14 protein-coding genes are annotated in these 14,001 nt (G+C 71.6%); all 14 read left to right on the forward strand.

Going from position 1 to position 14,001, the window contains the following annotated elements:
- Positions 1-3 precede the first annotated feature (3 nt).
- The 14 genes from ACZ4M3_RS33220 to ACZ4M3_RS33285 all read left to right on the forward strand — a co-directional run bounded on the left by ACZ4M3_RS33220 (position 4) and on the right by ACZ4M3_RS33285 (position 13,904).
- A complete protein-coding gene (locus tag ACZ4M3_RS33220) occupies positions 4-954 on the forward strand; it encodes an ACP S-malonyltransferase (protein WP_467739022.1) in 951 nt (316 codons plus the stop codon).
- A gap of 27 nt (positions 955-981) precedes the next feature.
- The gene (locus tag ACZ4M3_RS33225) at positions 982-1,218 is read left to right on the forward strand and encodes an acyl-CoA carboxylase subunit epsilon (protein WP_467739023.1); all 237 of its coding nucleotides are present in this window, start codon (positions 982-984) and stop codon (positions 1,216-1,218) included.
- Between the two features lie 67 nt (positions 1,219-1,285).
- Positions 1,286-1,783: a nuclear transport factor 2 family protein gene (locus tag ACZ4M3_RS33230; RefSeq protein ID WP_467739025.1), complete on the forward strand. Its 498-nt coding sequence runs from the start codon at positions 1,286-1,288 to the stop codon at positions 1,781-1,783.
- Entirely contained in the window at positions 1,780-1,998 is a 219-nt protein-coding gene (locus ACZ4M3_RS33235) for a hypothetical protein (protein ID WP_467739027.1), read from the forward strand. Before ACZ4M3_RS33230 ends, ACZ4M3_RS33235 begins: the two co-directional genes overlap by 4 nt.
- Positions 1,999-2,257: 259 nt before the next feature.
- The gene (locus ACZ4M3_RS33240; RefSeq protein ID WP_467739029.1) at positions 2,258-2,953 is read left to right on the forward strand and encodes a phosphoribosylanthranilate isomerase; all 696 of its coding nucleotides are present in this window, start codon (positions 2,258-2,260) and stop codon (positions 2,951-2,953) included.
- A gap of 102 nt (positions 2,954-3,055) precedes the next feature.
- A complete protein-coding gene (upp, locus tag ACZ4M3_RS33245) occupies positions 3,056-3,724 on the forward strand; it encodes a uracil phosphoribosyltransferase (RefSeq protein ID WP_467739031.1) in 669 nt (222 codons plus the stop codon).
- Positions 3,721-4,629, forward strand: a complete 909-nt coding sequence (locus ACZ4M3_RS33250) for an EamA family transporter (protein WP_467739033.1) — start codon at positions 3,721-3,723, stop codon at positions 4,627-4,629. The genes upp and ACZ4M3_RS33250 overlap by 4 nt, the downstream gene beginning before the upstream one ends.
- Before the next feature lie 138 nt (positions 4,630-4,767).
- Positions 4,768-5,001: a tautomerase family protein gene (locus ACZ4M3_RS33255; protein ID WP_467739035.1), complete on the forward strand. Its 234-nt coding sequence runs from the start codon at positions 4,768-4,770 to the stop codon at positions 4,999-5,001.
- A 10-nt stretch (positions 5,002-5,011) separates the two neighbouring features.
- Entirely contained in the window at positions 5,012-5,956 is a 945-nt protein-coding gene (locus ACZ4M3_RS33260) for a pseudouridine-5'-phosphate glycosidase (protein WP_467739037.1), read from the forward strand.
- A gap of 72 nt (positions 5,957-6,028) precedes the next feature.
- Positions 6,029-7,120 (forward strand): alkene reductase, encoded by a 1,092-nt coding sequence (locus ACZ4M3_RS33265; protein WP_467739039.1) that lies wholly within the window; start codon positions 6,029-6,031, stop codon positions 7,118-7,120.
- 14 nt (positions 7,121-7,134) lie between these two features.
- Positions 7,135-8,076, forward strand: coding sequence for a ribose-phosphate diphosphokinase (locus tag ACZ4M3_RS33270; protein ID WP_467739144.1), 942 nt, complete (start codon positions 7,135-7,137; stop codon positions 8,074-8,076).
- Between the two features lie 291 nt (positions 8,077-8,367).
- Positions 8,368-12,216, forward strand: coding sequence for an amino acid adenylation domain-containing protein (locus tag ACZ4M3_RS33275; protein WP_467739041.1), 3,849 nt, complete (start codon positions 8,368-8,370; stop codon positions 12,214-12,216).
- Positions 12,217-12,330: 114 nt separating this feature from the next.
- The gene (locus ACZ4M3_RS33280) at positions 12,331-13,164 is read left to right on the forward strand and encodes an AfsR/SARP family transcriptional regulator (protein WP_467739043.1); all 834 of its coding nucleotides are present in this window, start codon (positions 12,331-12,333) and stop codon (positions 13,162-13,164) included.
- The gene (locus tag ACZ4M3_RS33285) at positions 13,164-13,904 is read left to right on the forward strand and encodes an SDR family NAD(P)-dependent oxidoreductase (RefSeq protein WP_467739045.1); all 741 of its coding nucleotides are present in this window, start codon (positions 13,164-13,166) and stop codon (positions 13,902-13,904) included. Before ACZ4M3_RS33280 ends, ACZ4M3_RS33285 begins: the two co-directional genes overlap by 1 nt.
- Positions 13,905-14,001: the final 97 nt, after the last annotated feature.

A 14,001-nucleotide genomic window follows, 5' to 3' on the forward strand; every position in this document is an offset into this window, starting at 1 on the left:
CGGATGACCCGCACCGCATTCGTCTTCCCCGGCCAGGGCTCCGAATGCGCCGGCATGGGCAGAGAGCTGCTCGCCCGGCGTCCGGAACTCGCCGGCACCTATTTCCGCGCCGCCGACGACATCCTCGGGATCCCGCTGGCCCGGATCTGCCGGGACGGCTCCGACCGGGACCTGGAGGACCCGGTCGTGGCGCAGCCGGCCGTGTTCCTGACGAGCCTGGCGGCCCTGGAAGTGCTGCGCGGCGAAGGCCTGGAGCCGTACGCGGTCGCCGGGCACAGCCTCGGCGAGTACACGGCGCTGGTCGCGGCGGGCGTCCTGGAGTGGACCGACGCGCTGTGGCTGGTCAGGCTGCGCAGCGAGCTCGTCGCCACCGTCGGCGACCGGGTCGGCAGCGCCACCGCGGCTGTCATCGGCCTCGGCCGCCGTGACCTGGTGCGGCTGTGTGCCGAGTCGCGCGCCGCCACGGACCGGGTCGTGGAGGTGGCCGGGGACAACGAACCCCGCCAGGCGGTGGTCTCCGGGCAGGCCGAGGCGGTGTCCCACCTCACCGCGGCCGCCCGCGCGGCCGGGGCCCGGGTACGGCCGCTGCGGGCCGGCGGCCCCTTCCACTCCAGCCTGCTGCGCGAGGCGGAGGCCGAGTTCACCGAGACCCTGATCGCCACTGCCTTCCGCGACCCGGTGCTGCCGCTGGTCTCCAGCGTCACCGGGGGACGGATCGAGAGCGGCGCGCAGGCCGTCGTCGCGCTGCGCGGCCAGCTGACCCGGCCGGTGCGCTGGACGGAAGCCGTCGCGGCGCTCGCCGCCTCGGGCGCCGACCGGTTCGTGGAGGTGGGGCCCGGCCGGGTGCTCGGCGGCCTGGTCCGGCGCATCCTGCCGGGCGCCCACGTGCACACGACGTACACCGCCGCCCGGCCGGTCCCGGCGGCGGACGCGCCGAGCGACATCGCGCTCTGACGGCCGTCACGAGACGAGGAGCACCCCATGAGAAGGCACGACCCCGGCCGGTTCATCCGCGTGGAGAAGGGCCGGCCCGACGCCGACGAACTGGCGGCCCTGACGGCCGTCGTACTGGCCCGGGCCGCGGCCTACGAGGGCCAGTACGGCGGCACGGCGGGCGCCGGGCCCGCCCGCGCGAGCTGGCACCGCCCCGAGCGCCACCGCGTCTTCGGCGGCGCCCGCACCTGGCGGGACAACCCACCCGCACCGCGGACCGCCTGATCCGTCCGGGGGTCCGTGGCGTCCCGCACCCAGCAGGATCTCCCACCCTTACGAACCAGGAGCGGCCATGCCATCGACCGACGACGAGCTCGCGGATCTGTCCGCGCAGGTACGGGTCCTGCGCGACCGGGCCGAGCTGCGGGACCTCTTCGACCGTTACGTCAGTGCCCTCGACACCGGCCCGCACGCCGGAGCCGGCCCGGTGCCGTTCGGCGAGCTGTTCACCGAGGACGCCGCCTTCGTCTTCCCCATCGGCACCTGCACCGGCGCCGAGGGCTTCGCCGTGCTGCGCCGGGAGGCCGGGGCGCGCTGGTCGCGCACCCACCACATCAGCGCCAACCACGACATCCGCCTCGACGGCGACCGGGCCACGCTGCGGGTCCAGCAGCTCACCCGGCACCTCCACCGGCCCGGGGCGGGCCCCGCGGCACCCTTCGAGGTGGGCGGCTACTGCCAGGCCCGGGCCGTGCGCACGCCGGCCGGCTGGCGGCTGGACCACGTCGCCTTCCACGTCGTGTGGGACGCCGGGGACCGGCTGCCCGAGCTGACCGGAGTGCAGTGGTGAGCACCGGGATCACCGGCCACCTCGTCCCCGCACGCCGCAGGCCGGTCCGCGAACCCGTACGCGATACCGCGCGGCAGCACGCCGCCCTCCGCTTTCCCGAGCTGACCTATCCCGCGCCGGGCCGTCCCGGGCCGCCCCTGTCCACCCTGATGCGCCGCCGGGCCGCCTGGGGGATCGCCCTCGTCCGCAGGCGCGCCGCCCGCCGCGGCCGCTGACTTCCCGCGCTCCCACCTTGGCCCAACAGCCTTGCGAACGGGGGTGGTTGGCCGGTATCTGACGGTCCCTGACACAGACGTGGCGAAGGTTGACGTCGATCTGACATAGAGCCCGTTGACCCATGGATCGGTACCAACGAGGCTTTTGGAGAGCATCCCGCGACGTGTACCGAAAACCGTCATAACGGGCCACGTCCTTTTCGTATCACTGCCCGCAAATGTTCTGCTCATTCAGCTTCACCCTGAAAAGGAAACACACATGAGTGACGTGAAGGATCTGGTGCAGGTCGCCGGGATCATCGACGCCGAAGAGGCCGCGCTGCTGGCCGAGGAGGGCGTCGACTGGTTCGGGTTCCCGCTCCGCCTCCCGTCGGGCAAGGACGACATCTCCGAGACGGCGGCAACGGAGATCATCGCCGGCCTGAAGGCCCCCCAGGAGGGCGTCCTCATCAGCTACATGACGGACGCCGACGAGATCAGCGCCTTCACCACCCGGCTCGGCGTCAAGGCCGTCCAGCTGCACGGTGACGTGGAGCCAGAGCAGCTGCGCAAGCTCAAGGCCAACCGCCCCGACCTGTACGTGCTCAAGAGCCTGGTCGTGAAGGAGGACAACGCCGAGGAGCTGCTCCAGCTCGTCGACGACGTCGCCGACGCGGTGGACATGTTCATCACCGACACCTTCAACCCGGCCACCGGAGCCAAGGGCGCCACCGGCCTCACCCACGACTGGAACGTCAGCGCCGAGCTCGTCCGCCGCTCTTCCAAGCCCCTGATGATGGCCGGCGGCCTGAACGCGGAGAACGTCGCCGACGCGATCCGCTTCGTCAAGCCCGCCGCCGTCGACGCCCACACCGGCCTCGAAGGCGCCGACGGCCGCAAGGACCGGGCCAAGGTCGCCAAGTTCGTGGCCGAGTCACGCAAGGCGTTCGCCGAGATCGCCGGCGAGAACGCCTGACCCAGGCGCAACGCCCGACCCCGGGCTGCGGCCGCCCGGGGCACCCCCCCACCGGGCCCCGGCCGCAGCCCGTCTCCACCGACCGACGAGAAGCAGGTTCTCATGGCGACCGGCCACTACAACGTCCACCCGCTGCCGCAGACCAACCAGCTGCGGGCCATGCACACCATCATCCGAGACCGTGACGCCTCGCGCGCGGACTTCGTCTTCTACTCCCGGCGCATCATCCGCCTCCTTCTCGAATCCGCGCTGGACCTGCTGCCGTTCGACAAGCAGAAGGTGACCACGCCGGTCGGCGAGACCTTCGAGGGCCTGAAGTTCACGCCCAACCTGTGCGCCGTGCCCGTGATCCGGGCCGGCGACTCGATGGTGGACGAACTGCGCGCCGTCGTGCCCAACATCCGCGTCGGCAAGATACTCATCCAGCGGGACAAGGCCACCAAGCTCCCGCACTACCTCTACCAGAACCTGCCGGACGACATCGCCGAGCGGCAGGTGCTGCTCCTGGAGCCGATGCTCGCCACCGGCGGCAGCGCCAACGCCGCCATCGGCCTGCTGCTCGAAGCGGGCGTGCGCGAGGAGAACATCGTGTTCGTCAACTTCCTCGCCGCGCCCGAGGGCATCGAGGCGGTCCACGCCAAGCACCCCGCGGTCAAGATCGTCACCTCGTCGGTCGAAGAGCGGCTCAACGAGAACGCGTTCATGATCCCCGGCATCGGCGACTTCGGCGACCGCTTCTTCGGCACCACCGACTCGGCAGTGGTCCGATGAAGAGCCGCGCACTGAGCGATTCGGCGCTCACCGCGCTCGCACCCGCCATCTGGGGTTCGACGTACCTGGTCACCACCGAGCTGCTCCCCGAGGGCCGCCCGCTGCTGGCGGCGATGCTGCGCGCACTGCCGGCCGGCCTGGTCCTCGTACTCATCGGCCGCACCCTGCCCCGCGGCATCTGGTGGTGGCGGGCACTGGTCCTCGGCGTCCTCAACATCGGCGCCTTCTTCTACCTGCTGTTCGTCGCGGCGTACCACCTGCCCGGCGGGGTCGCGGCGCTGGTGATGTCCATCCAGCCGATGATCGTGCTGCTCCTGGGCGCCCTGCTGCTCAAGGAGAAGATCAAGCGGATCCACCTGGCCGCCTGCGCGCTCGGCGCCGCCGGAGTGGCCCTGCTGGTCCTCCAGCCGAACGCCGGCCTCAACACCACCGGTGTCATCGCCGGCCTGCTGGGCGCGCTCAGCATGGCCTCCGGCATCGTGCTCACCAAGCGCTGGGGCCGCCCCGAAGGAGTGGGCCTGCTGACCTTCACGGGCTGGCAGCTGACCGTCGGCGGCCTCGTGCTCCTGCCGGTCGCGCTGATCGGCGAGGGTCTGCCCGACACGATCACCGGCAAGAACCTGGCGGGCTTCGCCTACCTCGGCATCATCGGGGCCCTGTTCGCCTACGCGATCTGGTTCCGCGGCATGGAGCGGCTGCCCGCGCTCGCCGTGTCGTTCCTCAGCTTCGCCTCGCCGCTCGCGGCCACCCTGCTGGGCTACTTCGTCCTCGACCAGGCCCTGTCGCCGCTCCAGCTCGTCGGCGCCCTCACCGTGGTCGCCGCCGTGATCCTGGCCCAGCCGCGCCCCGGCCGGGCCAAGCGGCAGGCGGCCAGGGCCGCTGCGCGGGAGCCCGTCGACGCCTGACGCGGCGGAGCTCCTCCCGAACTCCCCGCCCCACCGAAACCCCCCTGGTGGGGGCCGGGAGTGGCGGTGGCACACCGAGGTCTCCCCCGTCCTCGGTGTGCCACCCGTCCGCCACCGATCAGGAGAGGAACCGAGTCCGTGCCCCACATCCACGTCCGGCACTACCCGAGGGAATTCACGGCCGAACAGCTCCGGGCGATCGACGACGCGGTCACCGCCGCGGTGACGCGGACCTTCGCCACCGGCGAGGACAGCGTCTCGATCTCGCTGGAGCCGGTCGAACCCGAGGACTGGGACGCCCACGTCCTCACCGAGATAGCGGCCCGCCGGGACCTGCTGGTCAAGCCGCCCGGCTACTGGAACGAGAAGTGAGAGACCTTCGATGAGCGCAAGCAGCGGCATCCCCGTCCGCTACACCGAGGAAGTCCGCGAGGCCCTCCACGACGGCGCGGCCATCGTCGCCCTGGAGAGCAACGTCATCACGCACGGCCTGCCCTACCCCGACAACGCGGCCACCGCCCGCAAGGTGGAGGACGCCGTACGGGCCGGCGGCGCGGTACCCGCGACGATCTGCATCGAGGGGGGCGAGATCCGGGTCGGCATGTCGGACTCGGACATCGAGCGCTTCGCCTCCCTGCCGGACATCCCCAAGGTCTCCAGCCGCGACATGCCCCTCGTCCTGGCCGAGGGCGGCCTCGGCGCGACCACCGTGGCGTCGTCCGTCGTGGCGGCCGAGCTCGCGGGGATCCCGTTCTTCTCCTCCGCCGGCATCGGCGGCGTGCACCGCGGCGCGCAGGAGACCTGGGACGTCTCCTCCGACCTCATCCAGTTCACCCGCTCCAAGGTCGCGGTCGTCTGCGCCGGAGCGAAGATGATCCTCGACCTGGGGCTGACGCTGGAGTACCTGGAGACGCAGTGCGTCCCGGTCGTCGCGTACCGCTCGGACGACTTCCCCGCCTTCTACTGCCGTACCAGCGGACACCGGGCGCCCCACCGCCTGGACGACGAGCGGGTCATCGCCCGCGCCGTCGAGGCCCACTGGGCGCTCGGCAACAACAGCTCCTTCCTGATCACCACCCCGGTCCGGGAGGAGGACGCCATCGACTCCACCGAGGTCGACACGGCCATCCGTGCCGCCGTCGCCCAGGCCACCGCCGACGGGGTCTCCGGCCAGGGCATCACCAAGTACCTGATGCGGGCCGTGGACGCCGCCACCGACGGGCGTTCCGCGCGCGCCAACATGGCCGTCCTCGCCTCCTGCGCCGAGGCCGCCGGCCGGCTCGCCGTCGCCCACGCCGAGCACCGCGCCGAACGCGCGGGCCGCTGACCCCGCCGGGGCCCGCCCCGCTCCGCCGCCGTACCTCCGCACCACGCAAAGACCTCGATGAGGAGACACACGATGTCCGAGAAGCTGTTCGAGCCGGTCACCCTGGGGAAGCTGGCCCTGAGCAACCGCCTGGTCATGGCGCCCATGAGCCGCAACCGCGCCACCTCCGAGGGCCTCGCCACCGAGCTGATGGCCACTTACTACGCCCAGCGCGCGGGCGCCGGCCTGATCATCACCGAGGGCATCCAGCCCAACGTCGTCGGCCAGGGGTTCATGAACAGCCCCGGCCTGTACTCGCAGGAGCAGACCGAGTCCTGGAAGCAGGTCACCTCCGCCGTGCACCGCGCCGGCGGGCTGATCGTCGCCCAGCTCATGCACTGCGGCCGGATCGGCCACCCGTCCCTGTACCCGAGCGCCCACCAGTCCGTCGCGCCGTCGGCCGTCACCCCGGCCGGCCAGTGCTTCGGCCCCGAGGGCCCGCTGGACTACCAGGAGCCGCACGTGCTGTCGGCCGAGGAGATCGCGGACACCGTCAAGGAGTTCGCGGACGCCGCGCAGAACGCCATCGAGGCCGGCTTCGACGGCGTCGAGGTCCACGCGGGCAACGGCTTCCTGCTCCACCAGTTCCTCGCGGAGAACACCAACCAGCGCACCGACCAGTACGGCGGTTCCATCGAGAACCGCATCCGGTTCGCCGTCGAGGTCATCGAGGCGGTGTCCGAGCGGATCGGCGCCGACCGCGTCGGCGTGCGCATCTCGCCCGCCAACCCGTACAACGACATCGCCGAGGGCGACACCGCCGCCCTGTACCAGGCGCTCGTCGCGGCCCTGCCGCCGGTGGCGTTCCTGCACGTCCTGGAGGGCGGCAACCGCAGCCAGACCGAGGCGCTGCGCGCCCAGTGGACCGGCACCATCATCCTGTGCCCGCACCCGGAGAACCTGGGCGTCCCGGTCACCGCCGAGACCGCCACCGAGGCCCTGGAGGCCGGTGTGGCCTGCGCCGTCGCGTTCGGCGCGGCCTTCCTGGCCAACCCGGACCTGCCGGAGCGGGTGCGCGCCGGCGGCCCCTTCAACGCGCTGGACACCACCACCTTCTACGGTGGCGACCACCGCGGCTACACCGACTACCCGACGCTGGCCGAGGCCGAGGCCGGAACCGCGTGAGCGGCCCGGGCCAGATGCTGCTGTTCTCGGGGCGCGCGCACCCCGAGCTGGCGGAGGCCGTGGCGGCCGAGCTGGGGACGACGCTGGTCCCGACGAAGGCGATCGACTTCGCCAACGGCGAGATCTACATCCGCTACCAGGCCTCCGTGCGCGGCGCGGACTGCTTCGTCATCCAGAGCCACACCGCCCCCATCAACAAGGCGATCATGGAACAGCTCATCATGATCGACGCGTTGAAGCGGGCCTCCGCCCGCAGCATCACGGTGATCCTGCCGTTCTACGGATACGCCCGCCAGGACCGCAAGCACAGCGGCCGGGAGCCCATCTCGGCCCGCCTGGTCGCGGACCTGCTGAAGACCGCGGGCGCGGACCGGATCCTGACGGTCGATCTGCACGCCGACCAGATCCAGGGCTTCTTCGACGGGCCGGTGGACCACCTGTTCGCGATGCCGGTCCTCGCGGACCACATCGGAGCCAAGGCCGACCGCGACAACCTCACGGTCGTCTCGCCCGACGCCGGGCGCGTCCGGGTGGCCGACGGCTGGTGCGACCGGCTGGGCGCGCCGCTGGCCATCGTCCACAAGCGGCGCGACAAGGACGTGGCCCACCAGGTCACCGCCCACGAGGTGGTCGGCGACGTCGAGGGCCGGGACTGCGTCCTGGTCGACGACATGATCGACACGGGCGGCACGATCTGCGCCGCCGCCGACGCCCTGTTCGCCCAGGGCGCGCGGGACGTCATCGTGGCGGCCACGCACGGGGTGCTGTCCGGCCCCGCCGCGGACCGCCTGAAGAACTCGCGGGTCAGTGAGTTCGTCTTCACGGACACCCTGCCGGTGCCCGGTGCGCTCGGACTGGACAAGGTCACCGTCCTGTCGATCGCCCCGCTCATCGCGGGCGCGGCCCGTGAGGTGTTCGAGAACGGATCGGTGACCCAGTTGCTCCAGGACCGGTAGCGGAGGCGGGCGGGCCGAGGGGGCCCGCCCGCACCCCGGGACCGTACGCCCACGGCGCACCGTCCCGGCGGCTCTGTCCGGGGGAGCGGCACTGGTTCCCTGTCCGTCGGTTTCTTCATGCCGGGCCGCCGCCCGGCTCTTCCGGCTCACCTCCGCGGTGTACCCCGGCCCGCGGGTGCCGTCCGTACCGCGGTGAGCCGCTGCAGACCGGGTCCGCCCGCGTTGGCGCGGCCCGGTCGCGCGGGCGTCGGGCACGCCCGTTGTTCCACGAAGGAAGTAAGGAAGCGAGAAATGACCTTTCAGGAGACCAGCGTGCTCGAGCCCACCCTTCTGGGAACCAAGGCGTTGCCGGACCTGCTCGCCGAGCGGGTCGCGGAGCACCCGGAGGCGACCGCCGTCGTCTACCGCGACCAGAGCCTCACCTACCGCGAACTGGCGGCCAGAAGCTCGGCCCTGGCCGAGTACCTGAGACATCTCGGTGTCTCGGCGGACGCCTGCGTCGGCCTCTTCGTCGAGCCGTCGCTCGACCTGATGATCGGCGCCTGGGGCATCCTGTCGGCCGGCGGCGCCTACCTGCCGCTCTCCCCGGAGTACCCCGAGGACCGGCTCCGGTACATGATCGAGAACAGCCAGGCGAAGATCATCCTGGCCCAGCAGCGCCTGGTGTCCCGGCTGCGCGAACTCGCGCCGCAGGACGTCACCGTCGTCACCCTGCGCGACTCCGACGCGTTCGTGCTGCCCGAGGGCACGCCCGCACCCGCCGTCGAAGGCGTCCACCCCGGCAGCCTCGCCTACGTCATCTACACCTCGGGCAGCACGGGCCGGCCCAAGGGCGTGATGATCGAGCACCGCAGCGTCGTCAACCAGCTCGGCTGGCTGCGCGAGGCGCACGGGATCGACCGCAGCAAGGTCGTCCTGCAGAAGACCCCGATGAGCTTCGACGCCGCCCAGTGGGAGATCCTCTCCCCGGCCAACGGCGCCACCGTCGTCATGGGCGCCCCCGGCGTCTACGCCGACCCCGAGGGCCTCATCGAGACCATCCAGAAGCACGGCGTCACCACCCTCCAGTGCGTCCCGACGCTGCTCCAGGCGCTCATCGACACCGAGAAGTTCGACGCCTGCTCCACGCTGAAGCAGATATTCAGCGGCGGCGAGGCGCTCTCCCGCAACCTCGCGATCCAGGTCACCCGCGAGATACCGGGCCGCGCCCTGATCAACCTGTACGGGCCGACGGAGTGCACCATCAACTCCTCCTCGTACACCGTCGACCCCGCGGCCCTGGACGAGGGACCGCAGTCGATCTCGATCGGCAGCCCGGTGCACCGCACCGAGTACCACATCCTCGACAAGGACCTGCGGCCCGTCGGCGTCGGCGAGATCGGCGAGCTGTACATCGGCGGCGTCCAGCTGGCCCGCGGCTACCTGCACCGCCCCGACCTGACCGCGGACCGCTTCCTGGAGATCCCGGTCACCGACGACGGCGCCCCCACCCGCCTCTACAAGACGGGCGACCTGGGCCAGTGGAACCCGGACGGCACCGTGCAGTTCGCCGGCCGCGCCGACAACCAGGTCAAGCTGCGCGGCTACCGCGTCGAACTCGACGAGATCTCCCTCGCCATCGAGAACCACGAGTGGGTCCGCAACGCGGCCGTCATCGTCAAGAACGACGGCCGCACCGGCTTCCAGAACCTGATCGCCTGCGTCGAGCTGAGCGAGAAGGAAGCCGCCCTGATGGACCAGGGCAACCACGGCTCGCACCACGCCTCGAAGAAGAGCAAGCTCCAGGTCAAGGCGCAGCTGTCGAACCCGGGCCTGCGCGACGACGCCGAGCTCGCCGCCCGCACCACCTACGACCTGCCGGGCTCCGAGCCCACCCCCGAGCAGCGCGCCCGGGTCTTCGCCCGCAAGACGTACCGCTTCTACGAGGGCGGCGCCGTCACCCAGGACGACCTGCTCGACCTGCTCGGCGCCGAGGTCACCGCGGGCTACTCGCGCAAGGCCGCCGATCTGGCACCCGCCGAACTGGGCCAGATCCTGCGCTGGTTCGGCCAGTACGTCAGCGAGGAGCGGCTGCTGCCGAAGTACGGCTACGCCTCCCCGGGCGCGCTGTACGCGACGCAGATGTACTTCGAGCTGGAGGGCGTCGGCGGACTGAAGCCGGGCTACTACTACTACCAGCCGGTCCGCCACCAGCTCGTGCTGATCAGCGAGCGCGAGGCCACCGGCAAGCCCACCGCGCAGATCCACTTCATCGGCAAGAAGAGCGGCATCGAGCCCGTCTACAAGAACAACATCGTCGAGGTCCTGGAGATCGAGACCGGCCACATGGTCGGCCTCTTCGAGCAGATCCTGCCCGGCTACGGTCTCGACATCCACGACCGCGCCTACGAGCCGGCCGTCCGCGAGCGGCTGGACGTCGCCGACGAGGACTACTACCTGGGCACCTTCGAGCTCGTCCCGCACGCGGGCCCGCGCCCGGACCACGCCGAGGTCTACGTCCAGACGCACGGCAGCAAGATCGCCGGCCTGCCCGAGGGCCTGTACCGCTACGCGGACGGCGAGCTGGCCCGCTTCTCGGACGACATCGTCCTCAAGAAGCACGTCATCGCGATCAACCAGTCCGTGTACCAGGCCGCGAGCTTCGGCATCAGCGTCTACAGCCGGGCCCCCGAGGAGTGGCTGCGGTACATCGCCCTCGGCAAGAAGCTCCAGCACCTGATGATGAACGGCCTGAACCTGGGCTTCATGTCGTCCGGCTACAGCTCCAAGACCGGCAACCCGCTGCCCGCCTCGCGCCGCATGGACGCCGTCCTCGCCGCGAACGGCGTCGAGAGCGGCCCGATGTACTTCTTCGTCGGCGGCCGCATCAGCGACGAGCAGCTCGGCCACGAGGGCATGCGCGAGGACAGCGTCCACATGCGCGGTCCGGCCGAGCTCATCCGCGACGACCTCGTCAGCTTCCTGCCCGACTACATGATCCCCAACCGGGTCGTGGTGTTCGAGCGGATGCCGCTGTCCGCCAACGGCAAGGTCGACGTCAAGGCACTGGCCGCCTCCGAGCAGGTCAACGCCGAACTCGTCGAGCGCCCCTTCGTCGCGCCGCGCACCGAGACCGAGAAGGAGATCAGCGCGATCTGGGCGAAGTCCCTGCGGCGCGAGAGCGTCTCGGTGCAGGACGACTTCTTCGAGTCCGGCGGCAACTCGCTGATCGCCGTCGGTCTCATCCGCGAGCTCAACTCCCGGCTCGGCGTCTCCCTGCCGCTCCAGAGCGTCCTGGAGTCCCCGACCGTCGAGAAGCTCGCCCGGCGCCTGGAGCGCGAGGTCGCGCAGGAGTCCTCCCGCCTGGTGCGGCTGCACGCGGAGACCGGCAAGGCCAACCCCGTGATCTGCTGGCCCGGTCTCGGCGGCTACCCGATGAACCTGCGCTCCCTGGCCGGCGAGATCGGCCTCGGCCGCTCGTTCTACGGCGTCCAGTCGCACGGCATCAACGAGGGCGAGAGCCCGTACGAGACCATCGTCGAGATGGCCAAGGCGGACATCGAGGCCATCAAGGAGCTCCAGCCGACCGGCCCCTACACCCTGTGGGGCTACTCCTTCGGCGCCCGCGTGGCCTTCGAGACCGCCTACCAGCTGGAGCAGGCCGGCGAGAAGGTGGACAACCTGTTCCTGATCGCGCCGGGCTCCCCGAAGGTGCGCGCCGAGAACGGCAAGGTGTGGGGCCGTGAGGCGTCCTTCGCCAACCGCGGCTACACCACCATCCTCTTCTCCGTCTTCACCGGCACGATTTCCGGTCCGGACCTGGAGAAGTGCCTGGAGACCGTGACGGACGAGGCGTCCTTCGCCGAGTTCATCAGCGAACTCAAGGGCATCGACGTCGACCTCGCCCGCCGGATCATCTCGGTGGTGGGCCAGACCTACGAGTTCGAGTACTCCTTCCACGAGCTGGCCGAGCGCACCCTCCAGGCGCCGATCAGCATCTTCAAGGCCGTGGGCGACGACTACTCGTTCCTCGAGAACAGCAGCGGCTACTCGGCCGAGCCGCCGACGGTCATCGACCTCGACGCCGACCACTACAGCCTGCTGCGCGAGGACATCGGCGAGCTGGTCAAGCACATCCGCTACCTGCTCGGCGAGGAGTGACAGCGCGCACCCCGCGGTGACGGCCGCCCCGCCGGAGAAATCCGGCGGGGCGGCCCCATCCGTCGACGGCCGCCCGGCCGCCGCCGCTGTCCTGCTGACGAGGAGCCACCTGCCATGCGTTTCCATCTCATCGGCCCGTTCGAGATCGTCTCCGACGACGGACGGGTGTACCGGCCCGGAACCCCGAAGGTCTGCCAGACACTGGCGCTGCTGCTCACCCGGCCCCATGAGATCGTCACGGCGGAAGCGCTCATCCACGAGCTGTGGGGCGACGAACCGCCGCGCAGCGCCGTCACCACCCTCCAGACGTACGTGTACCACGCCCGCCGGATGCTGGTGCGCGAGAACCTGTTGCCGCCCGGGCGCTCCCTGATCGTCACCAGTCCGCCCGGTTACCGGATCCTCGCCGACGACGCCGAGATCGACATCCGCGTCTTCGAGCGGCTCGTCGCCCGGGCCCGTACCGGACTCGCGGACGGCGAACCGGCCGCGGCGCTGCGCGACGTCCGGCAGGCGCTCGACCTGTGGCGCGGCCCCGCCCTGTCGAACCACCCCGTCGGCGACGTGCTCAGCGGCCACCTCCACCACCTGAACGAGCTGCGCGTACGGGCCTTCGAGATCCGCATCGAGGCGCAGGAACAGCTGGGCCTGACCCGCGAGTCCATCCCCGAGCTGCGCAAGCTCATCAGCGACTACCCGCTCAACGAGTGGTTCCACAGCCGGCTCATCGCGGCCCTCGCCGCCGCCGGCCGGCGCGCGGAAGCCGTCCGGGCCTACCAGGACGTCCAGCGGGTGCTCGCCGACGAACTGGGCACGGAACCCTCGCCGGAGCTCAGGCAGCTCCAGGCCCGGCTGCTGAGCCCCGCTCCCCGGCGCGCCCCCGGGCCGCCCGCCGCCGCGGCCCCCCGGGCCGCGGGCGAGCGGTTCGCGGTGCGGTCCGGTACCTGATGGCGGCACTGGAGGGCAGGGTCGCCGTGGTGACCGGCGGGACGAAGGGCCTCGGACTGGAGATCACCGAGGCGTTCGTCGCGGAGGGCGCGAGCGTCGTCGTCGGCGCGCGCGGCGCGGCCGGGGCGGACGAGGCCCTGGCGCACCTGGGCGGCCGGGCCGTCTTCCGGCAGACCGACGTCCGCGATCCCGGCTCCGTGCGCGCGCTGATGCGGGCGGCGGCGGACCGGTTCGCGGGGATCGACATCCTGGTGGCCAACGCCGGTCTGAGCCGGCCGGGACCCGCGGCGGGGCTGGCCGGGGCCGACTGGGCCGAGGTCGTGGACACGAACGTGACCGGCCTCTTCCACTGCGTGCAGGCGGCGGTGCCGTACCTGGAGCGGAGCACGGCCGCCCGGATCGTCACGATGTCCTCGGCGCTGGGCAGCCGGCCCGCCCCCGGCGCGTCCGCGTACTGCGCGACCAAGGCGGCGGTGGAGATGTTCAGCAAGGTCATCGCGCTGGAGCTCGCGCCGAAGGGCATCGTCGTCAACTGCCTGGCGCCCGGCTTCATCGACGCGGGCATGGGACGGCTGCTCAGCCAGAACGAGGCGGTGTGGAGCCGGTACGCGCCGAAGGTCGCGCTCGGCCGGATGGGCACCGGCCGGGAGGTCGCCGAGGCCGCGGTCTACCTCGCGGGCGAGGGCGGGTCGTACGTCAACGGGCACGTCCTGGAGGTCAACGGCGGCCTCGCCTGGTGAGGCCGGAGCCGGCACGGCGAGCTGGGGATCCGCCGGAACATCCCCGGCCCGCGGGCGCCCACCACCCGCGCTCGACCTGCCGTCGAGCGGAGCTGGC

Source organism: Streptomyces sp. NPDC026522, from assembly GCF_055567555.1.

What these genes read in the sequence shown, in the direction of transcription:
- ACZ4M3_RS33220 (WP_467739022.1), top strand. Translation starts at nt 4, where the DNA reads ATGACCCGCACCGCATTCGTCTTCCCCGGCCAGGGCTCCGAATGCGCC.
- ACZ4M3_RS33225 (WP_467739023.1), top strand. Translation starts at nt 982, where the DNA reads ATGAGAAGGCACGACCCCGGCCGGTTCATCCGCGTGGAGAAGGGCCGG.
- ACZ4M3_RS33230 (WP_467739025.1), top strand. Translation starts at nt 1,286, where the DNA reads ATGCCATCGACCGACGACGAGCTCGCGGATCTGTCCGCGCAGGTACGG.
- ACZ4M3_RS33240 (WP_467739029.1), top strand. Translation starts at nt 2,258, where the DNA reads ATGAGTGACGTGAAGGATCTGGTGCAGGTCGCCGGGATCATCGACGCC.
- upp (WP_467739031.1), top strand. Translation starts at nt 3,056, where the DNA reads ATGGCGACCGGCCACTACAACGTCCACCCGCTGCCGCAGACCAACCAG.
- ACZ4M3_RS33250 (WP_467739033.1), top strand. Translation starts at nt 3,721, where the DNA reads ATGAAGAGCCGCGCACTGAGCGATTCGGCGCTCACCGCGCTCGCACCC.
- ACZ4M3_RS33260 (WP_467739037.1), top strand. Translation starts at nt 5,012, where the DNA reads ATGAGCGCAAGCAGCGGCATCCCCGTCCGCTACACCGAGGAAGTCCGC.
- ACZ4M3_RS33265 (WP_467739039.1), top strand. Translation starts at nt 6,029, where the DNA reads ATGTCCGAGAAGCTGTTCGAGCCGGTCACCCTGGGGAAGCTGGCCCTG.
- ACZ4M3_RS33270 (WP_467739144.1), top strand. Translation starts at nt 7,135, where the DNA reads ATGCTGCTGTTCTCGGGGCGCGCGCACCCCGAGCTGGCGGAGGCCGTG.
- ACZ4M3_RS33275 (WP_467739041.1), top strand. Translation starts at nt 8,368, where the DNA reads ATGACCTTTCAGGAGACCAGCGTGCTCGAGCCCACCCTTCTGGGAACC.
- ACZ4M3_RS33280 (WP_467739043.1), top strand. Translation starts at nt 12,331, where the DNA reads ATGCGTTTCCATCTCATCGGCCCGTTCGAGATCGTCTCCGACGACGGA.
- ACZ4M3_RS33285 (WP_467739045.1), top strand. Translation starts at nt 13,164, where the DNA reads ATGGCGGCACTGGAGGGCAGGGTCGCCGTGGTGACCGGCGGGACGAAG.